Origin of the sequence: Methanomicrobium antiquum (genome assembly GCF_029633915.1) — an archaeon.
Classification (GTDB): Archaea; Halobacteriota; Methanomicrobia; order Methanomicrobiales; family Methanomicrobiaceae; genus Methanomicrobium; species Methanomicrobium antiquum.
On record NZ_CP091092.1, the window covers coordinates 568,218 to 592,377 of the forward strand.

Annotated in this window: 18 protein-coding genes; 6 read left to right on the forward strand and 12 right to left on the reverse strand. The window is 38.9% G+C overall.

Annotation, left to right across the window (positions count from 1 at the left end):
• Positions 1-47: 47 nt before the first annotated feature.
• From L1994_RS02745 to L1994_RS02790, 10 genes are all read right to left on the reverse strand, one after another.
• Positions 48-1,334: a nitrogenase component 1 gene (locus tag L1994_RS02745; RefSeq protein ID WP_278100161.1), complete on the reverse strand. Its 1,287-nt coding sequence runs from the start codon at positions 1,332-1,334 to the stop codon at positions 48-50.
• Positions 1,331-3,508 carry a nitrogenase component 1 gene (locus L1994_RS02750; RefSeq protein ID WP_278100162.1) on the reverse strand — a complete coding sequence of 726 codons (2,178 nt, stop codon included), beginning with the start codon at positions 3,506-3,508 and terminating at the stop codon, positions 1,331-1,333. Before L1994_RS02750 ends, L1994_RS02745 begins: the two co-directional genes overlap by 4 nt.
• Positions 3,495-4,538 carry an ABC transporter ATP-binding protein gene (locus L1994_RS02755; protein ID WP_278100163.1) on the reverse strand — a complete coding sequence of 348 codons (1,044 nt, stop codon included), beginning with the start codon at positions 4,536-4,538 and terminating at the stop codon, positions 3,495-3,497. Before L1994_RS02755 ends, L1994_RS02750 begins: the two co-directional genes overlap by 14 nt.
• A complete protein-coding gene (locus tag L1994_RS02760) occupies positions 4,535-5,608 on the reverse strand; it encodes an iron ABC transporter permease (RefSeq protein ID WP_278100164.1) in 1,074 nt (357 codons plus the stop codon). The genes L1994_RS02755 and L1994_RS02760 overlap by 4 nt, the downstream gene beginning before the upstream one ends.
• Positions 5,605-6,855, reverse strand: a complete 1,251-nt coding sequence (locus L1994_RS02765; protein ID WP_278100165.1) for an ABC transporter substrate-binding protein — start codon at positions 6,853-6,855, stop codon at positions 5,605-5,607. Before L1994_RS02765 ends, L1994_RS02760 begins: the two co-directional genes overlap by 4 nt.
• Positions 6,856-6,940: 85 nt before the next feature.
• Entirely contained in the window at positions 6,941-8,068 is a 1,128-nt protein-coding gene (locus L1994_RS02770; protein ID WP_278100166.1) for an adenosylcobinamide amidohydrolase, read from the reverse strand.
• A gap of 186 nt (positions 8,069-8,254) precedes the next feature.
• Positions 8,255-9,112, reverse strand: coding sequence for a sirohydrochlorin cobaltochelatase (locus L1994_RS02775; RefSeq protein WP_278100167.1), 858 nt, complete (start codon positions 9,110-9,112; stop codon positions 8,255-8,257).
• A 240-nt stretch (positions 9,113-9,352) separates the two neighbouring features.
• A complete protein-coding gene (locus tag L1994_RS02780) occupies positions 9,353-10,354 on the reverse strand; it encodes a hypothetical protein (protein ID WP_278100168.1) in 1,002 nt (333 codons plus the stop codon).
• The gene (locus L1994_RS02785) at positions 10,351-12,273 is read right to left on the reverse strand and encodes a VWA domain-containing protein (protein WP_278100169.1); all 1,923 of its coding nucleotides are present in this window, start codon (positions 12,271-12,273) and stop codon (positions 10,351-10,353) included. Before L1994_RS02785 ends, L1994_RS02780 begins: the two co-directional genes overlap by 4 nt.
• Positions 12,270-13,310, reverse strand: a complete 1,041-nt coding sequence (locus L1994_RS02790; protein WP_278100170.1) for a magnesium chelatase ATPase subunit I — start codon at positions 13,308-13,310, stop codon at positions 12,270-12,272. The genes L1994_RS02785 and L1994_RS02790 overlap by 4 nt, the downstream gene beginning before the upstream one ends.
• Positions 13,311-13,912: 602 nt before the next feature.
• On the opposite strand from L1994_RS02790, the gene L1994_RS02795 reads away from it, so the two are divergent.
• A complete protein-coding gene (locus tag L1994_RS02795) occupies positions 13,913-14,920 on the forward strand; it encodes a nucleoside recognition domain-containing protein (RefSeq protein ID WP_278100171.1) in 1,008 nt (335 codons plus the stop codon).
• A 269-nt stretch (positions 14,921-15,189) separates the two neighbouring features.
• On the opposite strand, the gene L1994_RS02800 is transcribed toward L1994_RS02795, so the two are convergent.
• Both L1994_RS02800 and L1994_RS02805 read right to left on the reverse strand, forming a co-directional pair.
• Positions 15,190-15,750 carry a type IV pilin N-terminal domain-containing protein gene (locus tag L1994_RS02800; protein WP_278100172.1) on the reverse strand — a complete coding sequence of 187 codons (561 nt, stop codon included), beginning with the start codon at positions 15,748-15,750 and terminating at the stop codon, positions 15,190-15,192.
• A 4-nt stretch (positions 15,751-15,754) separates the two neighbouring features.
• Complete coding sequence (locus L1994_RS02805; RefSeq protein WP_278100173.1) at positions 15,755-16,468, reverse strand: type IV pilin N-terminal domain-containing protein; 714 nt, start codon at positions 16,466-16,468, stop codon at positions 15,755-15,757.
• A 273-nt stretch (positions 16,469-16,741) separates the two neighbouring features.
• Between L1994_RS02805 and L1994_RS02810 the strand changes: the two genes are divergently transcribed.
• From L1994_RS02810 to cobN, 5 genes are read left to right on the forward strand one after another with little or no spacing between them, the layout of a single operon-like run.
• Positions 16,742-17,287 carry a hypothetical protein gene (locus tag L1994_RS02810; RefSeq protein WP_278100174.1) on the forward strand — a complete coding sequence of 182 codons (546 nt, stop codon included), beginning with the start codon at positions 16,742-16,744 and terminating at the stop codon, positions 17,285-17,287.
• A 1-nt stretch (position 17,288) separates the two neighbouring features.
• Positions 17,289-18,539 carry an ABC transporter substrate-binding protein gene (locus L1994_RS02815; RefSeq protein ID WP_278100175.1) on the forward strand — a complete coding sequence of 417 codons (1,251 nt, stop codon included), beginning with the start codon at positions 17,289-17,291 and terminating at the stop codon, positions 18,537-18,539.
• 34 nt (positions 18,540-18,573) lie between these two features.
• Complete coding sequence (locus L1994_RS02820; RefSeq protein ID WP_278100176.1) at positions 18,574-19,665, forward strand: FecCD family ABC transporter permease; 1,092 nt, start codon at positions 18,574-18,576, stop codon at positions 19,663-19,665.
• On the forward strand, positions 19,659-20,453 hold the full coding sequence (locus L1994_RS02825; RefSeq protein ID WP_278100177.1) for an ABC transporter ATP-binding protein: 795 nt from the start codon (positions 19,659-19,661) through the stop codon (positions 20,451-20,453). Before L1994_RS02820 ends, L1994_RS02825 begins: the two co-directional genes overlap by 7 nt.
• Positions 20,446-24,150 (forward strand): cobaltochelatase subunit CobN, encoded by a 3,705-nt coding sequence (cobN, locus tag L1994_RS02830; RefSeq protein WP_278100178.1) that lies wholly within the window; start codon positions 20,446-20,448, stop codon positions 24,148-24,150. The genes L1994_RS02825 and cobN overlap by 8 nt, the downstream gene beginning before the upstream one ends.
• The last annotated feature ends 10 nt before the right edge of the window (positions 24,151-24,160 follow it).

Here is a 24,160-nt window from a genome sequence, read left to right on the forward strand (position 1 = left end):
TATTTGTCTTTTTTTGAGAGATAATGCAATAATTCCAGCTGATTTATTTATTCCCGAAAATCCTTAACAGCATCAAAGATATATTCCAAAATCCACAGGGCACCATCTCCGCCCAAAAATGTTTTTTCTTTGAAATAAATATCGCTGTTTGTTCTGTTGAAAAATTCAACCGATATTTTGCATCTGCCTGAAAGACAGAGATCTTTTCCTGTCAGACCTTCACCAAAATAAAATTGCGGCTTTTTATCATATGGATCAGAATTAAAGGCTTCTGCAAAGTTATTTGCATAAAGATATTCTTTCAGCCTTTTTGTTGTTTCAAAATCATCTTCGCCTGGCATTACTTCTACAGATACCGGAATCATTCCGAGATATTCGGAAAGCCAGACTGTCAGGGAAAGAGCAAATGAAGAATCACAGCGAACCGCAAATGTAGCACCCTTCGGATACCCTGCCTCATGGAAATAACGTGAAATTTTATGGAAAGCAAGTGTTCTTTTCTTTCTTATCTCCTCAAGAGCAGGTGTGGGATCACATCCCGTTTTATCTGCCACCTCTTTAATCCATATTTCTGTTGAAGTAAATCCGACAGGTGCGCCGCAATCAGAACAGAATACAGGTATGCCAAACTCTGATTCATAAAATTCCGCAGTTTTTTTGCAGTATTCAGGGAATACGGCTATGTTGTAGGATGCTGTTGTTGACTCACGTATCTCAGATACTGATGACCCTGCACCCGGGACACAAACAACGTAAAGACCCATAAGTTCGCAGATATGCTTTATTTCAGCGACATTCCCCTGCCAGTATTTCTGGGATATTGAAAATCCCAAAAGATTCACTCGCTTTTTTAATTTAGGAAGACTGTTTAAGCACAGCCATTTTAGAACTTCTGCTATTGTAGAGTCAAAACCTTCATGAAAGGGTTTTGAATATCCACAGCTTTCAAAAGCCATGCAGATATTATCAAGACCGGCTCCGGCAAGGAAGCGGTTTAAGTCATCACCGATAAGCGATGCACCGGGAGAGTTTATAACTGCAAGAAAAGCATCTCCTTTCTTTGCAATAAGAGGAAGTATTTCTTCAAGCTTCTGTGTTGAGCCGTTTATATAATCATCACTTTCAAGATATGTACAGGGTATTCTTGACTGTCCGAAGAAGAAAGGCTCCTCAAAAGAACGTCTGTTAAGTGAATTCTCCCTTGGGAAATGCTTGTCTGAAAAATAAGCAGGATTTCCCCGGCATCCGTTAGGCCCGTTCATTACAGCACGTGCATCAGAAATCCCCTCGATTGCAAGCAATGTACCTATAAATCCGTCAGGATCTGAATTCATATAATTCCCTCCCCGTCACGTTTCCATCCTTCAGAAAGCGGATAGCTTATTAATTTGGTCCATCTTTCTGCATGCGCAAGGGCGGCAGAAAAGCCAAATCCCGGACAGTACGGAATGCCTGCACTTTTTACCTTATCAGAAGACTTAAGCGACGGATAGGTATGCAGAATAAAGTCAGGATTTAATATTTTGATATCATCTGAACGCATCTCAACTGAATAATTTTTTTCAACAGGAAACGGATGACTACGGCACGATGGAAGCTCTTCTGAAAAAGGGGAGTATGTAAGTCCGACTTTTAAGATATTCATCCCAAGATCCGATGCAATATCAAATATCCAGTCAACTGATTTTGGATACGTTGATATAAGCACATTTTTTCCTTTCAAAACCGGTTTTAATGCATCCACTCTTTTCTGATATTCCTTCTCCTCTTCAGCGATAACTCTTAAAGCCACATCCTGTCTTTCAAATATTTCCGCAATGGATAATAGCCATTCTTTTGTCTCTCTAAAGCCTGTTGGAAGAGTTTTTTCAAAAAAGGGAACATCTGATACTGAAGATATGATTTTTTGTATGTTTTCGGACGTTTCATCTGAATATGCCGGCAGATTTAAAGCAGCCTCATTAAATTTCCTTATTGAATCCATATTACTTCTGATAAGAAAACGGCAGTTGACTGAAATATCAAGTTTATTTAGAAGATCTTTTACGGCCTGAATATTATTATCCGCGTTTGAAGCAAGGTATTTTTCAGCGATGATATTTACAGACCGGCTCTCCTTTTTACTTACTTCCTTGTTTATAAGGCAGGTTAAGGCCCTGTAAGCGTCCATTTCTCCCTGAGCAAAATCACCTGTCAGATTACCATCTGTTTCTATCGGAATGATACATATGTCCGGGTTTTTTTCACACACTGAGGAGATTACCTTTTTTATATTATCACCAATTATTCCGGGAGGACATGCAGTGATAACAAATATTGTCTTAAATCCCTTATCAATAGAATCTTCAAGAGCATCCTCTAGTTTTTTCTCACCTCCGAATATGAAATCATCGTCTGTCATATCTGTTGTTATCATTCGTTGTGGCATACCTCCTGAATACATGTCATTATAACGGGCGGTGGAAGACTGGCTTGTATCAAGCATCTTTTCATAGATCATCAGTGCACAGCTTTTCGGGCAGTGCATAACCGTCATAGCATCGGTTATCTGTGCAGTTACAGAGACCGCACCGGCAAAAGCACAACCTATGAGCGGCTTTTTGTTTTTGACAGAGTTTGAGATGCATTTTTTCTCCATAACTCTTATTTCTGAAAGCCTGAATTTATCCGCAGGAATTTTCTCATTTCTCATCAGAACGGTGTTTTCGAGCTCTTCATCACTCAGCGGCAGTGCCGGATACAAAAAACCTCTTTCTGACTCCAGATTTTTCATATGCTCTGCAAGTTTGCAGAACAGTCCGGCCTCATCTGAATCAGGGTACTTCTCAATTAAAGTGCATCCGTCTTTTTCCGCATCCGCAAAGATCTCACTTCTAGGCACACTTACAATAACCGGAAGTTTTACCGCTTTTGAAAATCTTGCCACACGCTCGTCCTCTTCCAAAAGTCCGCGTGCATTGTAAATTATTCCGGCAACCCTGTTCTTTGTTTCAGTAAACTGCCTGATTCCTCTGAGAATGTTGTTGGCTGCATAAATGGCCATAAATTCTCCGGATGTTACGATGTATATTGCATCGGCATATTCGCGTCTTATGGGAACGCTGAATCCACCGCAGACAACATCTCCCAGGACATCATAAAGGGTTATATCAAAAAGCGATGATTTTATGCCAAGTTCTTCTAGAAGCTCAAATGTGCTGATAATCCCTCTGCCAGCACAGCCTACTCCGGGCTTAGGCCCTCCTGCCTCGACGCATGCGACATTTCCATAGCCCTTATAAATAATATCCTCGGGATTCCTGTCAGCAGGGAGGATATCCCTGATATAATCCAGAGCGGTTACCGGTATTTTCCCTCCAAGAAGAAGCCTTGTTGAATCATGTTTGGGATCGCATCCTATTTGAAGAACGCTGTGACCATTCTTTGCGAATGCGGCAGATACATTTGCGGAGATTGTGGATTTTCCGATTCCTCCCTTGCCATAGACAGCGATTTTAATTGAGATCATCCCCTGTAGCAGGATATAAATGTGAGATATTTTCAACGAGTTTGCTTATGCTCTCGCACCTGTTCTCACCGCCCGTATGAGTCAGGAGCCATGCAGGTTTATCCCCGTTCTTTTCAAGAGTCAGGAAAATATCAGATTCGCCACCGTTTGCCGGAGTAAACCCAATCCGCTCAAGTGCACATAATGTCCAGATGCGTTCGACAGATTCAGCTCCTGTAAAGGTAAAAGTACCTTTTTTCTGTACAGGAATTGTAAATTCCCCCCTTATAGAATCAAAACTGACACCCTCAATCTCAAAAGCAGAGCCAAAAATTCCGGATAATATCAGATCTTCGGGAACACCTGAGATCATTTTGCCGTTTTTGTCAATTATCCAGAGCTGATCAGCACAGCGGATTGCCAGATTCAGATCATGGGTTGAGAGAAGAATCGACTTTCCTGTTTTTTGCGCCACATTTCTTAGAATACGCATTGTTTCAATCTTATGCGGCAGATCCAGAAAGGCTGTTGGCTCATCAAGAACCATCATCTCAGGCTCCTGTGCAAGTGCACGGGCAATCATTACTTTTTGCCGTTCCCCGTCACTCATTTCATGCATGAAGCGGCGGGTGAGATTTCCTGCACCAACCGACTTTAAAGCAGATGTCACAATCAGGTTGTCTGACTCTGAAAGTCTCCCTGCCCAGTTAGTATAGGGAAAGCGTCCAAGGGCCACAATATCATAAGCAGTGAGATAGCCTGCCGAAACAGGATTTGTAAGTACAACACTCAGTGTTTTTGCCTTCTCATCTGAACTATGATCTTCTATTCTTTTATTGCACAGCCAGACTTCCCCATCTATTGCCGGCTGAATTCCGGTAATAGTTCTGATAAGAGTGGATTTGCCTGAACCGTTAGGACCGATAAGGCATACCAGCTCTCCGCGGTTTAAGGTAAGATTCAGATTTTTTGAAATCTCTTTTGCAGCGGATTTCTGGCTATTGTATCCTATTGTCAGGTTTTTGCATACAAGAATGGGGCTTTGGTTCATGTTGTAACCCCTCTTCCGAATTTGGTTCCCCTGACAATCACCCATATAACAACCGGTGCTCCGAAAAGGGCGGTTATTGCATTGAGAGGCAATACAATGTCTGTTCCAGGGAAATGCGAGATGATGTCAGTGCAAAGTGAGATAATTCCTCCAACAATTATACACGCCGGAACAAGAATACGGTGATCTGCCGTTACAAAAAGGGCTCTGCATAAATGTGGAACAGCAATCCCTAAAAATCCGACTGGTCCGCAGAAGGCAGTGACAGCTCCTGCCATTAGAGCTGTGTTTGCAATGATAATGGTTCTTGTTCGTTTGAAATTCATTCCCATACTTTCTGCATATTGTTCTCCTAGTAACAATGCGTTTAGAGATTTTACTGAACATAACGAAATCAAAAAACCTGCCATAAGAAGTACTGTCATCACAGGGATTTGTCCCCAGGTAACACCTGAAAAACTGCCAAATGTCCATGCGGTATAGGAATGCATGCTTGATTCGTCTGAAAATTGCAACAAAATTGTTACGAGGGCACTGCTAATGTATGCAACCATTATTCCAAGAATCAATATTGTGATGTTACTTTGAATTTTTGATGAAATTGCAAGAATCAGTGCCAGAACTGCAAAAGATCCACAAATTGCGGCAACAGAGATGCTTAAATCACCAATGAAACCGAATGTCTGAAATATTACACCAACGCCTGCCGCTCCTGCAGAGAGCATGACAAGAGCAACACCAAGACTTGCACCTGAGCTTATACCCAGAATGTATGGATCTGCAAGTGGATTTCTAAAAAAAGTTTGCATTAAAAGACCTGCAAGAGCAAGAGCTCCGCCTGCAAATATTGCAGTAATAGCTTTTGGAAGTCTCCAGGCCCAGAAGATGTTTTGCCATGTTTCTTTGACTTCTCCTCCTGTGATTATGTTAAAAAAAGCATCTAATGGTATGTTTACTGATCCTGTTAAAAGATCCAGCGTGAAAAGCAATATCAGAACTCCGAAAATCAGCGGAATTAAAAGAATAGTTCTCTTAAAGCTGTCGCCGGTTTCATCAGCAGAAAGATTCATTTAAATCCTCCTGAATTGTTGTCTGCAAGATTTTTGTAATAATAAAGATTATGTCTGTCAAGAAGTCCCGGATGAAGTATTTCTACAAGATCGGCAAGTATTACGTCAGGATTTAATATTGCGGACTGCCAGTAATCATTACCTCCAAAATCGTTTACTCTTGCATTATAATTATAAACATTTCCTGATTTTAATGCTTTAAATTTTGAATAACGGGAATCCATTGCTAAAATATCTTCAATCGAATTGCCTGATCCGGTATTCAGCCAGAAATCCGCATCATATGCTTTTTCATATATGGATTCAAAATCAAGTGAAATACTTCCTGTTTCAGGCCCTTTTGTGATAATATAATCTCCACCGGCATCTCTGAATAATTTTGCAACATAGCTTTCACCGCCTGGTGCATACCATGTACCCTGATAGTCAATTCCGGCAAAAACAGTTGGTTTGTCTGAAATATCTCTTGTTATATTGCTAATATGAGTGTAATTATTTTTAATTATCTCAAAGACCTCATTTGCAGTTTCTTCTTTGTTATAAAAATATGCAAAAAATTTTATCCATTCAGCACGCCCAAGAGGAGTGTTTTCCATCCAGTCAGAAACTATTGCAGGCCTTAGACCTGCTTCTTCGAGTTTACCCCGATTGTCATATTCATCTGTATTACTTGCAGAACAAAATACTATTTCCGGCTCTAATTCAATCATCTGTTCAATTTTAAGTTGACTTTCCATTGAAAGAGCACCACTTCCGATTTCAGCAAGTGAGCCATTTTGAAAGCGCTTTTGAAAATCTTCATCAAAAATTAAATTAATTCCATTGTGTCCTTTAATTGAGGATATTTCTCCTAATTCTTTTATATGTGGGAGTTGTGTTGTAGAAAGTGTAATTACTGATTCAACCGGGATTGAGACTACTTTGTAATTATCATATCCTTGGGGAATTTCTTCTCCTTTTTGAACAAGGATATATTTCAAATCTTTTGCTGTTCTGTCCCAGGGATCTTTTATAGTAACAACTTTGTAGGTATTGTGGTATTCAACAGAGTAGCCTTTGGCATATTCCGGATATGCCTTGTCTGTGAAAAGATCTTTTGCATCCGGGTTTTCTTCAGGGATTTTTACATTCGAATGACTTTCTTCTGTATTATCAGCAAAAGCAGCAATTCCTGCTGTAAAAATGACAGCAAGTATCAACACAGCCAAAACAATGTATATTGATTTTATTTTGTATTTCTTAAACATAACACTCACTTCCGCTGTATTCTCTTTCCTTTATGCGACTGGTACTGAAACAAAAATGTAATGATTTTAGCCATAAACTAAATCCTCAAAAACCGTTTTTTATGCACCAGGAACTAATTCTTATCCAGTTTTCAATAATAGTCATTTTTTCGTCAATGAGATGTTCAAAATCAGGCTGATTTTTTACAGCTATCATTTCGGGAAGTGTTTTCATAACAGAGTAAGCTGCAGTTTTTCCTGATTTTTCAGGGATAAGACCCCAGTTTATCTCATCAATAATGTGCAGAAGTGAAGTTGTCATTGCAACCACAGACGGATTTTTTGAAAATTCGCGAAGATTTTCTATGAAAACAGGTTTTTTGTTCTCTCCTTCGATTAAAGCCGCAGTCTCCCAGTATTTGTCCTCGTTTATTCCAAATCTGTTAAGTCTGACAAGCATATCTCTCTGTGTCAGAGGGTTTAAGCAGGTTTGCTTGTCAAGTGCTTCTGTTGTTGCATCAATAATGCAAAGAGCGACAAGTTCGCCAAGTTTCGAATGTTTTCCTGCCCAGGTCAGAACATTTGGACTACTCATATTTGAGATAACTGATATCTGATCTGTACCTGAACCCGTTGCAATTCCGTTTGAATATCTGCTTGGCGCCATAAGCTGCTGTATTGCAACTGTCTTTGCCTCAGTTGCGGTCATTATAACTCGTGTAAGAGCATGTGCAGGCAGATATGAGCTTAAAATTAAAAAAGTATTGATTGTTCCGCCGACATAAACAGTACTTCCATTCTCTTCATGCCAGTTTGCCGGGTCGCCTGCACGTCCTCCGTTTACTTCTATTCCTGCGGTAACTATTGCTGTAACCTCAAGATCCCTGAAAGTTCTTGTGCTTATGGCAGCGTTCTTCATCTTTGCGGCTGTCATCATCGCAGCTGTCTTTTCAGGATTCAGACCCAGCCTTTTTGACTGGATTTTTATATATTCTTCAACACTTCCACCTTCAAGGTCATGACCGCAGTGACCTCTTGTCGGATTAGGCTCATGATTAAAAATAGCTTCGAGATTTTCCTGATGGCCGCCGTTTATGTATGATGTTGTAATTGAATTTCTGTTAGGAGGAAGTTTTACGACAACCGAATTTTCCGATCTGTAAACTTTTTCTCCACCTGATGTTTCAAAAATCAGTTTAAGGTCTTTTTTTGAGTCTGTTGTATAACTTGTCAATTTAGAAGAACACCTCTTGTTGTAATAATGATATTGACATTTATAATTAAAAATAATTTGTCTTTAGTAAAATTTAGTTTTCAAAGAGATGTATGTAATGAGAAAAGAATATCAATTTATATGTTTAATCAGCCATTACTGGTTTTTATTTTGAAAAGAAAAATGATTGAATAATAATTTTCAGGATTATTTTAAAAACCCATGTGATGAAGCTGCATCTTTAAGTCTTCCGGCAAATATTCCGATTATTTCATCGTATTCACCAAGGGCTTTGTCATCAACAGATACAGCATATCCTTTGGACTCAAGGGCCTTTTTCCATGAATCCGGATTGGTTTCTCCTGCTATCTCAAGAGATGCATGAATTCCGGAGACTAATGCAAAGGGTGCAAGTCTCACCTTTTTGGCATTCATATGCTCCAGACGTCTGGTTATCTTTTCAACTCCCGGATAGCCTCCGACTCCTCCGATAACAACCTTTCCCGACTTACATACATCGTCCATCACCATCTGCATCTGACAGAGTGATGTATCAGCGCCGCCTTCGGATGTAGGTGCAACAAGTATGAGGACTTCATCATCAGAGAGTGACTTTCCATAAATTCCGTTGACAGCCTCTGCAACCTCAAAATAATCCTCAGTCCTCATTAGAAGAGGCCTTGCAACCAAAATTCCGTCAAATCCTATAGCACCATGAGCGCCGGCAAGGTCATTTAATGAGGAAATTATCCGGTATAATTCATGATAGCCCATTCCTGGTGTGAGATAAATGGGGAGAACTACTATCTGTGAATGTCCTTTATCCAAAAGTTTGGTCATTGCCGCAAGCGGACCAGATACTTCTTCACCACTTTCTTTTAGAACAAGTCTTACTGCCTCATAATTAAATGAAAATTCAACTTCTGCTTTTGGATATGCCTCTCTTGCAAGTTTCATACATTTTTCTACAACTAAACGGCCTTCTTTCCTTGTTGTACCCATTGCAACAACAAGGACTGCACCATGGCTCTCAATTTTTTTTCCATGTCCTTTCATTAGTATCATCTCTTAGTTAATTTTATAAGCACTTTTAAAATTAATTTTATCACTATATATGATTATTGTTTTGCTAGCGCTCGCTTTTTGTTATGATTAAAGTCTTTTTTAAAAATAAAATCCAATAAAAAAGATAATGGTAACTTAGATTCCTTATTGTTTAATTTTTGTAAAAAAGATGTGGTGTAAAAATTGCATATAAATTTATTTATTGGAGTTTGATAACATCCAACAGCTAAAACTAAAGTACTATAGATGAATCTGGTTTTCTTTTCTGGATGCTTTTATCTGTTTTCTGAGCGAATTTTCTAATTCCTGTCCTGTTTTTGTCTGAAGTTCATGTGTCAGAAATTCAGGCCTGATATAATCGATGATTTCTCTGCATTTTTCAGACGAAAATGGCCGGTGTTCATCAACACTTCTCAAATGATCAATAATCAGGCAGTATTTTTCATTAAAAGAAATATCTGAATACTTTTCCGGTTCATTTGTATTTTTCTGATAATCACCGGAAGTGCTTAACTGGAGGTGCATTCCGTTGATATTTTTAATTATTTCAGAATCAAGCTTTTCAAGACACTCTATTATAGTGTCTATTGACTTTTCCTCATCATTGCACTCTTGTGTTGCATTCATGAGATGCCCTGTGTCAAGAAGAAATTTCCATCTTTTAAATTCAAGATTGTCCATAAATTCAAGAGTTAAATCTGAATCCAGAAATTTAAGCCCAGGATACCAGAGATTTTCAATATATATATCAAATGGAGGTTCTCCTCCTGGAAATGAAGATGCAGTTTCATTTAATAATTCTGCAGTTGCATATAGAATTTCTCTGTCAGAATACAACTGCTCTTTTGAAAATGCAGACTCCACTTCTGTAAATGTTGCATGAAACACTCCATATGCCGGATTTAATTCTTTGGCGCAGGATAAGCATTCACAGAAATTAGAAACGATTTCATCATGGCTTTTTCCCCCATAAAAATATTTTATAGAATTGTCTTCAATCTGTTTTGGAATTTTAAATGCTTCATCCTTCCAGATTCTCATCCAGCTCATAAAAGAAGGGAGATGGACTGCCTTTACAATTTCGTTTGGGATTTTTTCCGGTACAGGATCAAAATTTACTAAAAGTTCAAGACCATCAAGACCAAGGTTTTTTATGAGGCTCCTGACATTTTCAAAGCTGCCTCCAAATTTATCTAAATCAAAATCATATATTGAAAAATTCATCAGTTCTTTAGGATTCATTGTGGTATCTGCCTGTATACTGCTTCTTTAACTGAATTTGCAAGTTTTGCCTTGTCAAGAGAATCGATGTAAAAATATGTTGCTTCAAGTTCGAATGCAAGGTTCTTTGCCAGGCCTATCCTTGGAAATCCTTCTTCTGTATCAATAACAACAAAATTAATATTTTCTTTTGATGCTAATCTGGCAGTTTCGATAAGTTCTTCATATGGTTTTTTAACTGACTCTGAAACATTAACTCTGCCATCTGTAAGAATAATTACTGCTCTGGATTCTCCTTTTTTTGAGTAGCATCCCTGTGCCATAAGTTTTACTGCTTCAGTAATTCCTTTGGAAAGAGGTGTTTTGCCTCCGGTTGGCATCTCTTTTAGCATTTTGTAGGCAAGATCTGTGCTTTTTGTAGGGGGAAGAAGAAGAGTTGCCTCTTTTTTCCTGAAAATCATAAGGCCAACCAGATCCCTTTTTTGATAGGCATCATTAAGAAGTGATAAAATTGCCCCTTTAACAGAAACCATTCTCTTGCCTGCGCCCATCGAACCGCTTGCATCCACCAGAAACAGAATTGTGTTGCCGGTTTTTCTTTCCCTCACCTTCTCACGCAGATCACTTTTTTTAACATTGATTGCAAGTCCGTTCTTTGTCCTGAATCTCTGAAATGGTGCGGCGGCTCTTATTGAAGGGCAGATTGCTATGTCATTTCTTTTTTTGTTGAGATTTTTATAGGAGATGTAGCGTCCACTGTTATTATAACTGATAATGCTGCTTCTGTTACCGCTTTTATCCTGTTTTGACTTTTTGACCGACTTTTCATTCAGATAATCTATGACTTCAAATACGGAACCTATGGTAAATACCTGCTCTGAATGGGGGATATCATGGTTTGAATTATTATCGTCCTGTTCCTCATTTTTTTCATCTTCGCTTTGAATATCAATATTTGTATCTGGACTTCCCGTCGGCTTTTTATCCGGACTATTGTCCTGGTTTTCATCTTTGCTGTTATCTTCATCGTTGCCTTTTTCTTCATTTTGGTCTTTGGATTGGTTTTTGGGACTATCATTTTGAGGCGGAGGATTTCTCCTTCTGTGCTGAAGAGTGATGAGCGCTGCCTCTTTGATATCATCAAAGACAACATTATCTCTCCCGTCTATCGCTGCCAGAGTTTTCGAAACCTTTGCAAGTGCGATATCCCCTCTTTGTCCGGAAACATTCATTTCAAGGCATAATTCTGACATTATCTCCAAAAGTGCCTCGGGAATCATCACATAGGAAAGCCTCTCCTTTGCTTTTTCAATATTATCTTTTATTTTTGCAATGTCTGATTGAAATTTCAGAGTGAATTTATCCGGGTCTTTCTCAAACTCAAGGCAGTTTCTGATTATCTTTGTTCTTTCTGCCTCATCTTTGATAACATCAGTATCAATACAAAGATCAAACCTGTCAAGCATTTGTGGTGACAGTTCGCCTTCTTCAGAGTCCATTGTTGCCGCAAAAATAAATCTTGTCTTAGTAATTTCAGAAAAACCTTCACGCTCTATTATCAGGTTTTTAGTTTCAGACGTACTAAGTATCCCGTGGACAATATTTTCATCAAGCAGATTTATGTCATCTGCAATAACCATCTGCCGGTTGTACTCGGCTAAAATCCCTTTGGTTATTCCGATATCTCCTCGAGTTACTGCTTTTTCAATATCAATAGAACCCAAAAGTCTATCTTCCGTGGTATTTAGAGGAACTATCCCTACTTTTTTATCTTCAAGAATAGTTTTCGCAGATCTTAAAAGGACAGATTTGGCCGAACCTCTTGTGCCGGTAACTAGCAACCCGTTGATATCTTCATTTATGATTATGCATAACAATGCTTTTTTGGCAATACTGTTTCCGATAATTGCAGGGAAAGGGTATGGCTTATAGTCTGTCAATTTTTATAACTCTCCAGAATTAATGACTCGACTTTGTCAAATTCAAGCCTGGCCTCTTCAAAGGGAAGTTTTCTCATCCTGTGCGGCAGTGCAAGCCCTGCTGCCTTTATCAGATCATTTCCCTCGACATTATTTCTCTCATCAAGTGCTGCAAATGCGCATGCAGTTTTGACAAGAGTAAGATCTGATCTGTGGCCGTCCACATTTAAAAGAAGGGAGATTTTAACAGCCGTGTTCAGCAGAAGATCATCGGGTTTTATTTCTAATATTATTTTTTTGGCTGTTTCAATTTTATCCCTCAAATTTTGTTGAAGAGGTTTATATTTATCACAGAATTCATGTGGATTTTTCTCAAATTCCAAACGTCTTTTTACAATCTCTATCCTTTTTTCTGTATTTTTCTCACCTTCAACATTAACAGAAAGGCCGAACCTGTCAAGAAGCTGGGGACGAAGGTCGCCTTCCTCGGGATTCATTGTCCCGACAAGCATGAATCTGGATGGATGAGAATATGAAATTCCTTCTCTTTCAACAAAATTTGTACCCATTGCGGCCGCATCAAGCAGGAGATCCACAATATGATCATCAAGGAGATTAACTTCGTCAACATAGAGAATATTACCGTTGGCTGCTGCAAGAACGCCTGGCTCAAACTTTTTTTCACCCTTGGTAATTGCCTCTTCAATGTCAAGTGTGCCTGCAACACGATCCTCTGTGGCACTTAATGGCAGTTCTACAACACGCATTTTTATATCTTCATATTCGGGAGTCTTTCCTGATTCTGTTAATATCCTGCATGATGGGCAAAGATATCTCTTCTGCCCGGCTTCGCAGTGAAAGATGCAGTCTTTTATAGTTTTTCTCTCAGGCAGAAGATCAGCTACTGCTCTCACAGCAGTTGATTTTGCCGTTCCTTTCTCACCTTTTATAAGAACGCCGCCTATTGACGGGTTTACCACATTTGAAAGAAGAGCATCTTTCATATCTTCCTGCCCTACTATTGCGGAGAAGGGATATGCCGGATTATCGTCACTCATAATAATGCCTCCGAACTATCTCTTATAAGGCATAAGGTAATTTTTTTCAGGTTTTCTAACATAAAATTTCTTTTTTTGAGAATTTTTACAAAGATTGAATCTTCGCAGCAGTATCTTTCCTTCTTTGAGCTGAGTTCTAAAATCAATCGGATATCTTTTCTGTAATCTATATGTTTCAAATTATTTTCTGTCAATTAAAACACCTTTTATCTGCCATCAAAAAAATGGGAGAATGATTTAGTAAATATAAATGATGTTTTAACAAATTTAGTTTTGTTGATCTGAGGTAACAAATTTTTTCCGGGGATACTAATCATAGATACTGACTTGTAGAATTCGCGTATTAAAATTAGATCTGTTTTGCTGTGACTGTCAAAATTCGAGAGAGATTTTTTATCGCTTTTTGTGTGATGAAAAACGCTTATCATGCGAATTTTTACATGAAAGATTCTTCGTAACTTACGTGAAAAGCTACATGAAATATATTTTCATGAATGTTTTCATAAAAAAGTGAATGAAATAAAATTTCGTCTGACTTCTCGTAAAAATAATATGCAATAGTTTATGAAATTGTTATACCAAAATAATAAATGAAGTGAATTATGGTTGATGCAATATCTTTTTTTTCAATGCTTGAATATATGATTAAAGCCATAATTCTCATAAGCACAGGTATTGTTTTTGTAAATATATTGGGTGAAACAGGTCTTTTTAAAAGATTGCAAAAAGTGAGCAGACCTTTGTGCAGAATTTCCGGACTTTCTGAAGGTGCTGCTATTTCTGTTCTTTCAATGGCCGTTAATTCAATAGCAGGCAAATCAATGCTTGCTGAGTATTACAGGGAAGGAAAAGTGAAAAAGGAGGAGATTGTGCCTTCACTTCTTATAGGAACATTTCCAACAGTTCTCGGTGAATCTTTGTTTAGAGTACAGCTTCCAACCGCAGTTATTCTTCTTGGTCCTGTAATTGGATTTACATATACCTTTTTCAACTTTTTTTCTTCGTTTCTGCAGGCTTTTTTTGCAATTTTATACAATCACATTGTTCTTCATGAAAACGGATACATTCCAAAAAATGAAACCGGAGATGAAAAAAATGGAAATTCTAAAGACTCAGATGAAGATAAAAGTCAGGAAAAAAGCAAAAAGAAAAGAAAAATTACAAAGAAAAATATCAAAAACGGTTTTAAAAAATCTATCCCTGGTTTAAAGCAGATCATTCCAATTACGATTTCTGCAATGCTCGTTTTTTATCTATTATCACTTTTGGGTTTGATGAATATCATCGCGATGGTATTTGATCCTCTTCTTAACATTATTGGCCTTCCAGGTGAGGCAACAGCCGCTCTTGTGGCACAGTTTATTCATTTTTCTGCAGGATATACGATTGTCGGATCACTTATTGAAACAGGAGTTTTGAATATGGAACAGGCACTTGTTACGCTTATTCTCGGGAGCATGGTTGTTATAACAATGATTTATGTCAAATATTCATTTCCAATGTATCTTGCTCTTTTTGGAAAAGACGGCCTTATGATAACATACAAAACTTATGCGATAAGCATGGCGGCAAAGATTGTTTGTATCGGGATTGTGATGGTTGTTTTTTAAAAGGAAAAAATAAGTTCTGAATAATTTCCAAAAACCTTAATTTAAAGGGCCCTGTTATAAAAAGAAGTTATATGGCGGTTGGGCATGATTGTGGGTTAATTGATGTCCTCTATAAGATATATGCACTATTTGATGCAATGTAACTGTACAAATTTATCAAAACCGATTAAATTCAATATATTTGATAGAAAATCAATTTAGCTGTTAAAACTGCATCTTTGCCAAATTATTTTTTGTGACAATCAAAAATTTACAAAAAAGGAAAAAAATTAAGAAGTAATGGTTACTTCACTCTGTGCAAATACTTTTCCTGAAGAATCTGCAAGTTCAAGCCAGAACGTCTTTCCAATATTTGCAGTACAATTAAAAGAATAAGTTCCATATTTTGATGCACCTGGCTGCAAAAATTTATCCAAATGATATGGTGGATTAATGTATGCTGTAGATCCTGCTGCAAAATTCTTTTCACCAGAATAACCGTCCTCCCTCATCCAGGCATTTTTTGATCCTGCATCTGCCGTAGGACTATTGACAATTGTTGATTTGTTTATTGTCCAAATCATATGTTCAGCATCCCCAAAGGTTTTGGTTGGACGAACCATTACAATAGTATCAATTGTACCAATTGCACTTCCTCCTATATGTTCAATTGTCATTCCATCTGATATACTGTAAGTACCTTTAATCTGTACTTGTGGTGCTTTATCAGCAGTTCCGGAAATACCGCCTGCAAAGGCACTTACAACAGCCGCAATGATAATTGTTACAACAAGCATCAGCATAACGCCAACAACCGGTGACACTGCTTCATTATTTGTGAATGATTTCATTATTTTATCCCTCCACAACGACATTTTTATCAAAAATTACACTTCCAGTTGGTACGTGCACCAATTTTACTGAAACAACATCACCTGGTTGAAGATGATACCAATCAATACCAAGTATTGCCATAAGAGAATCCTGATCTCCATTTGCTATAGAAAATTTAGTGCCATCTGTATATTCATATCGAGTGTCTGAAGAAACACCATATCCTCCATAAGATGCACTCCAGCCATATGGGCTGTTATGCATTGTTGTTCCAGCCATTAGAGTATAATTTCCATAATGCTGATTTACGGAATAAGAACCTGATGCTTTCCAGCCTTCAATTGCCTGTCCAAATCCTAAAGGTGCTACATAAGTGCTGTTAATTATTCCAGTACCGCAATCGTAGTGTACGTTGGCATTATTCATTGGTCCAGTAATAATCGTACTATTGGATGTTCCATCAGAAGCTTTCCAAGATGTTACTAGTTGAATATCTTTTGTAGGGATTCCTTCTTCTGTAGAAAGCACGCGCAGATTAAATCCACTGCCTCCCCAGGTACCATCATTTACAATATTGCATTCAAAAGAGGCAACAGGTGCTTTTTCCTGACCGGACACTAAACCCCCGGCAAAACCGGATACCACCGCAGCGATGATAATCGTCACAACAAGCATCAGCATAACGCCCACAACAGGCGATACAGCTTCAGTTTGCGTTATTCTTTCTTTTTTCATAATAACTCCTTCAGTTAAAATTTATCGAAACCGGCCTACCAGATCATAATGTTACCAGAATCAATAAAAGTGTTATTTTTTTAGTCATAAATAAATTTTATTATTATTTTTTCACTAATGAATAAATTAAATTTTTATTTGATAATTATTACATTTTAAAAAATAAAAAGAAATCAGATTTGTAAGAGTTAAATATTACTAAATAAAAAGTATATTTTAAAACTTAGTTAGTAAAAGTAGTAGTAAAAGGATAGTTAGTAAAAGGAAAGGCATATGAAATACACAATACCTTTAGCGATAATAGTTCTGTCAACATTCATTGCAGTAATACCCTCTGCCGCCACAGAAGACATTTCAGGAGTGTCATATACAATAACTCCGACAGGGGAAACTGATGAATACAAAATATCAATAGAAATATCAAATATCACAGCCGGCGGTCTGAGCCTTGAATTTCCCGGAAGCTTTGAAATAACTGACACAAATATCCCAAACGGCCATTATGGAAGCGATGGTGAAACTCTTATTGTAACTCTGACAGGCGAAAAAGAAATTTATCTTGATGTAGTCTGTCCAAATCTGGCGACAGGCGAAATCCTCGAAACGTGGGAAGATCTTTCATCCGGCACAAGGGGAGGAGATGAATTATCTGTTAGTGAATCAGAAAAAGAGCAGGAAACAGACAAAAAAAAGGAAGAAAACAATCAGAATAATATAACTCCTAAAGAAAGTCCGTTTGGATTTTCAGGCATTTTTAGTGTCTTCTCTATCATCATCGCAGGACTTTTAATGACTATTTCAAACAGGGAGGATAATTGAAATGGTATATAAAAAGACTGTTTTAATTATTCTCCTTTTTTCAGCCGCAATCCTACTAATAAATCCGGCATATGCAGGTACACAGAGCAATTCAGAAACTCTGCCTCTCGATAAAAACAATGATCTGATTATAACCTCAGACGAACTTGCGCCTGAAATCCTCTCATACTTAACAGAAAAATATCTCAATGGGAATACAGACATTCAGCCAACAACCGATCTCTCCGATGCAACATATATCTACGCCAACTGGAACGGAAAACCAAAAAATGTTCAGGATTTCAAAGGTCAGGCAGTAACACTCTACAGGCCGTTTAAAAAAGTGGCTGTTTTAAACGGCGAAACACTTGAAACAATGAGATCGCTTGGATTTGATGAAAGTAAAGTATCAGGTGTCGGAAAATATACACTTGAAGATAAAGTCTTCTTCCCGGAGTATTCTAATAAAGCAAACATAGGTTCGGTCTGGTCGCCTGATTATGAAAAAATAATCTCCATTTCGCCTGATGCAGTATTCATCTACGCAGATTTCATGGAGGACAAATCAGATGAAATCCAGGAGAAAATCCAGTCGATGAATCCGAAAATAAAAATATTCAGATTTGATCTCTATAATCCTTCAACCTACCTTGAAGAAACAAGGCTTCTTGCAGGTGTGATTGACAAAGAAAACAATGCAGAAACCCTTACTTATTTCTATTCCGAGCAGACAGATCTCATAAATTCTGTAATCTCCGGCATTCCAAAAGAGAAGCAAACACAGATTTATTTTGAAAGCTGGGATGACTACAAGAGTGTTGCAAACGGCTCGGGATACAATGAAAAAATAAACCTTGCAGGCGGAGTAAGCATATTTGAAGATGCAACACCTGAATATCCGGTTGTAAATCCTGAAGAAATTCTCATTAAAAATCCGGATGTTGTTGTAAAGTTAATAGGGTCAGGAAAACTTGCTTTTGGCGGATATGAGGATTCAGATACTGCAAAAGTAAAAGAAGTCTATCAGGCCATGACATCCCGCACCGGCTGGCAGAATCTTGACGCTGTAAAAGAAAACCGTGTTCATATTCTCAGTAATGACATTTTTGGAGGACCTGAATACATACTTGGGACTCTTTACCTTTCAAAATGGCTGTACCCTGATGAATTCAAAAATATTGAACCTGAAGAAATTCACCAGAGATACATATCACAGTTTCAAAACCTTGACTTTGATGTAAAAAAAGACGGTATTTTTGCTTATCCATTATAATAACAATAATTTTTGCTTTTAAATGAGGCGACAGATGACACTTGATTCAAAAAAATTTCATGCACAGTGCAGGAAAATAAAGGCAAAAAACAGGACATTCTTCATAGGCTTAACCCTTCTTTTAATTCTTTTAACCGGCATCGGAGTAACTCTCGGCTCAGCAGAAATTTCAATTCTGCAGTCCTATCAGGCGCTTTTTTCCGGACTTTCAGAAAGAGTCTGTGTATTTTTCTTCGGCGCTGAACAGGGTTCACAGTCAATGACGGAGATTGTCATCTGGGATATCAGACTTCACCGGGTGTTGTTTGCAATCGCCGCCGGATTCGGGCTTGCAATTGCAGGAACAGTTATGCAAGGGATATTGAGAAACCCGCTTGCAAGTCCTTTTACACTTGGAATTTCCTCAGCCGCATCCTGTGGTGCATCGGTTGCGATAATACTTTTTGGAGGATTTGCACTCCTTTCAGGCAGTATTACAACTATGATTCTTGCATTTTTATTTGCAATGCTTGCGGCATTTGGAATTTACTTAATGGCACGCCACAAGGGGCTTTCGTCATCGGCGATGATTTTGGCAGGAATTGCCCTGATGTATCTTTTTTCTGCTGTGACCTCACTTTTACAGTATTTCGGGTCCGCTGATCAGGCAGCAGCGGTTGTCTACTGGATGTTTGGATCGCTTGACAACACAACATGGTTAAACCTCGGAATAGTCTTTCTTGTTCTTCTAATAATAGTCCCGTATCTTCTCCTGAAGGCATGGGATTTAAACGCACTTTCTGAAGGATCTGAAGTTGCAAAATCAATAGGTGTCCCGGTTGAGCGTGAAATGACAATTTTCATGTTTATTGCATCACTGATAACTGCTGTTATAATCTCATTTACCGGAACTATCGGTTTTATAGGGCTTGTTGCACCGCATATTGCAAGAATGGTTACAGGAAGCGACAATCGGATATTAATTCCGGCATCAGGATTTATGGGCGCTGCAATCCTTCTTGGTGCTGACTGTTTAAGCAGAACAATAATATATCCTTCTGTAATTCCGGTTGGAATCATGACTGCTTTCCTTGGTGTTCCGTTCTTTTTGTATTTATTCCTAAGAAGAGGTGATACGGGATGGTAGCAGTAAAAGTTAGCGGTCTTTCCTATGCTTACCGGCAAAAGGACGTTTTTTCAGATGTTTCTTTTGAAGCAGAGGAAGGAAAAGTGCTGGGGCTTGTCGGCCCGAACGGATGTGGGAAGACCACACTTATCAAGTGCATTGACGGGATTTTAGATCCAAAGGGAACGGTTGAAATCTTTGGCACTGACTCAAAATCTCTTGACAGAACAGAGATTGCAAAAAAAATTGCATATGTTCCGCAGAGTGTTCCGGACGGACTTTCATCCTATGTATATGAAACTGTTCTGATGGGAAGACGGCCGTATCTTAACTGGAATGTAAAGCCTGAAGATGAAGAGAAGGTCTTTTCGGCAATGAAACTTTTAGGAGTTGAGGATTTTGCATTCAGAAAGACAAACGAACTTTCAGGCGGCGAACGCCAGCGTGTTATGATTGCAAGGGCGGTTGTGCAGGAAACTCCTGTAATTCTCATGGATGAGCCGACAAGCAGTCTTGACATAAGGCACCAGATGGAAGTCATGGAGAACATGCGTCTTTTGGCAAAAGAGAAGAACACTGCCGTTATTGTCTCACTGCATGATCTAAATCTTGCCGCAGGTTACTGCGATACGATGGTTATGTTAAAGAAAGGAAAAATTCACAGCTGCGGACCGCCCGTCGAGGTTTTAAACAGCGAAACGATTAGAAGCGTTTACGAGGTTGATGCTTCAATAAACCGGGAAAATGAAAGACCATATATAATACCTTTAAGACCGGCAGAAAATTCAGCGGAGACACAAAATGGTTAAAATATCAGTAATATCATGGGGAAGCGAAATCTCAGTAATCAGGCATGCGGCAAAAAAATTGGGTTTTGAGCTTTCAGACTGGAATGTATACGATTTAAAAGAGAATGAAAGTTTAGTATCCGGATGTATAAACTCATTTTCTGACTCGGATTTTGTTCTAATCCACCCGTCACATGACTCATACTGGGATGAGATAATAGACGGATTTCCAAAGGAGATGCCTGTTGTATCATACGGTTTTTCAGATATGTTTTGGTCGGCATCAACCGTTCCTTTATCAGTTGTATCAGCCGTAAGCGCCTATTTCCTTTATGGCGGTCTTGAAAATATCTGCAATATGCTTGCATTCTGTGCATCAAAAATCCTTGGCCTTGATTACCACTATTTAGAACCATCCGTTACACGATGGGAGGGAATCTATCACCCTGATATTCCTTTTGTCCTTGACAGCCCCGGGCAGTATTTCGATTACCGGGGAGTCATATCAGAATATAATGTCGGAATTTTATTCCCGCGAACGCAGTGGATATGCGGGGACTTAAAGGCAATAGATGCGTTTGTAAGGAGAATTGAAAAGTTTGCAAACACTGTATGCGTCTTCTGCTTTTCAAACGGCGATGAAGAATTGGGAGCATTGTCAAGTGAGGAATGCCTTAAAAAATACATGCCGGATAATCTGGATGCATTAATTGACCTTCGGTCATTTGTCCAGAGCAAAGACCGTGAATCATTAATAAAACACTTAAAAAAGCTTGATGTGCCTGTTTTCCATCCTCTTACAATGTATCACAGCTCAATTGACGACTGGAAAGCGTCTGAATTTGGAATGACAGGCTCTGAAACCGGATGGACAGTAGCTCTTCCTGAGTTTCAGGGCTTAACAGAGATGATACCATTTTCTTTTGCTGAAAAGGAGTCTGTATCCGGCGTTGAAACAAGCCTGCACGTTCCGCATGAAGAAAGAATGAACAAAATTGCTGAGAGAATAAAGAGATGGATTCTACTTTCAAAAAAGAAAAATTCAGAGAGAAAAATAGTCTTTATTCTTCATAATAAACCCTGTGCATCTGTTGAGGGAACAGTGGGTTCAGGTGCCAACCTTGACACTCTTGAGAGCGTCTCTGAAATTTTAAAAGCCATGAAAGAGAGGGGCTACAATGTAAACCCACCTGAATCAGGAGAAGCTCTCATAAATGAAATAATGTCTAAAAAAGCTGTATCGGAGTTTAGGTGGACATCAGTTGAGGAAATTGTACAAAAAGGAGGAGCACTTACTCTCATAAAAGCAGATGACTACAAAGAGTGGTTTTCAACACTTCCGGAAAAGGTAAAGATTCAGGTTTCGGGATGTTGGGGAAAACCTCCTGGAGAGGAGATTGACGGTGTACCGCCGGCAATGCTCTATAAAGGGGACATTGTCGTAACAGGCATTTCTTTTGGAAACGCACTTGTCTGTGTCCAGCCAAAAAGAGGATGCTCTGGTGCAAGATGCGACGGGAAAGCCTGCAAAATCCTTCATGATGCAAAAACACCTCCTACTCACCAGTACCTTGCAACATACCATTACTTTGACGAAACTTATGGCGCCGATGCGATAGTGCATGTTGGAACCCATGGAAACCTTGAATTCCTGCCCGGAAAAGGCGTTGGACTTTCAGATTCCTGCTATCCTGATATAGCCATTGGAAGCATGCCGCATCTTTACATATACAACTCTGACAATCCGCCTGAAGGAACGACTGCAAAGAGGCGTTCATATGCAACACTTATCGATCACATGCAGACTGTTATGGCAACATCGGAGCTTTACGGGAATTTAAAGGAACTTGAAGAGCAGATTGCCGAATACAAACGGGCAGTTTCAACCGACAAAGCACGTGCACATGCACTTACTCATACTATTGAAGAGTTACTGGAGGAGACCGGCATTTCTTATTCTATAAACCTAAAAGGTCTGAAGTATATTGAGGCAGGATTTGATGAGATTATTGAGGCCGCCCATAAGGTCGTAACACAAACATATGAAACAAAAATTCCAAAGGGAATGCATATCTTCGGAAGAAAACCGGAAGGTGAAGACAGGGCCGATATGATATACTCGGTTCTTTGTTATGAGGGGATTTTGAATGATTTTACATCTGAAATTTCAGGAAATACTTCACCTGAATCTGATATCGAAAAGTTAAGGGAAGAAGAAATCCTTTCAAAAGAAATAATCCTGGCAATAGTAAACAAAACAGACCCCTATGAAACAATCAAATCCGCAATCGGAAAAGAATTTACATCTGAACAGAAAAAACACGCCGATGAGATATTTGGAATAATTAACTCAATAAATGAAAGAATAGAAGATTCTGATGAAATTAAAAGTTTTCTCCATGGCTTTGACGGTAAATACGTCGAACCAGGGCCATCCGGCCTTATTACACGTGGAAATCCTGAGATAATGCCTACCGGAAGAAATTTTTATTCGCTAGACCCCAACAAAGTTCCAACAAAGGCGGCATGGAGAATTGGAAACAGGCTTGCAGATGAAGTTTTAGGTAAATATCTGGAAGAGAATGGGAAATATCCGGAAAACATTGCTTTTTACTGGGTATCAACAGACATCATGTGGGGAGATGGTGAGGTATTCTCCCAGATGCTCAAATTAATTGGTGTTGAACCTGTATGGAAGTCCGGAAAGGTGAAGTCATTCCGGGTAATTCCCGCTGATGAACTTGGAAGGCCAAGAATAGATATTACTGTTAAGATCGGCGGAATCATGCGTGATAATTTTTACAACTGCATTGAATTTTTAGATGAAGCTGTAAAGGCTGTATCAGAACTTGATGAGCCCCCTGAGATAAATTTCCTAAGGAAACATTTCCTGCAAACCGGAAACAGCGAAAGAATATTTGGAAACCGTCCGGGAACTTATGGAAACGGTGTGAATCTTGCAGTTTATGCATCGGCGTGGAAAGATGAGGCTGATATCGCCGATGTTTTTTTGGAATGGAACAGTTATTCATACGGAAAAGGAAAGGAGAATTTTGGAGTTTCCGCAAAGGAAAAAATGACTGCGCAGCTAAAATCAGTAAGCCTGACGTTTAATGTCGCTATGACAGATGAATATGATCTCCTTGGGTGCTGTTGCTATTTCGGAGCACACGGCGGACTTACAATTGCGGCAAGAACAGTTAGCCAAAACGAAATCCCTGTCTATTACGGGGATACAAGAAGTAGGGATACAGTTGAGGTCAGAACAATTGCTGATGAGATAAGACGTGTTGTAAGGACAAAACTTCTCAACCCAAAGTGGATAGACGGGATGAAAAAGCACGGCTACAAAGGTGCTGAGGACATCTCAAAAAGAATCACCCATGTTTACGGATGGGAGGCGACAACAGGAGAGGTTGACGACTCAATATTTGATAGCATCGCAGAAACTTTTGTCTTAAATGAGGAGAACAGAAAATTCTTCTCCGAGAAAAACCCGTGGGCTCTTGAAGAGATAGGAAGACGCCTTTTAGAAGCGAATGCACGGGAACTCTGGGAAGCAGATCCGGATTTGATTGAAAAACTAAAAGAGGCTTACATGGATATTGAGGGTGACATGGAAGATAGAAGGGGTGAGTCGCAGGGTGACATTCAGGGCGGATCGATTGATGTTTTTACATTGAAAGAGATTGCGGCAAACAGGCATAACCGTGCATAACCAGATTACA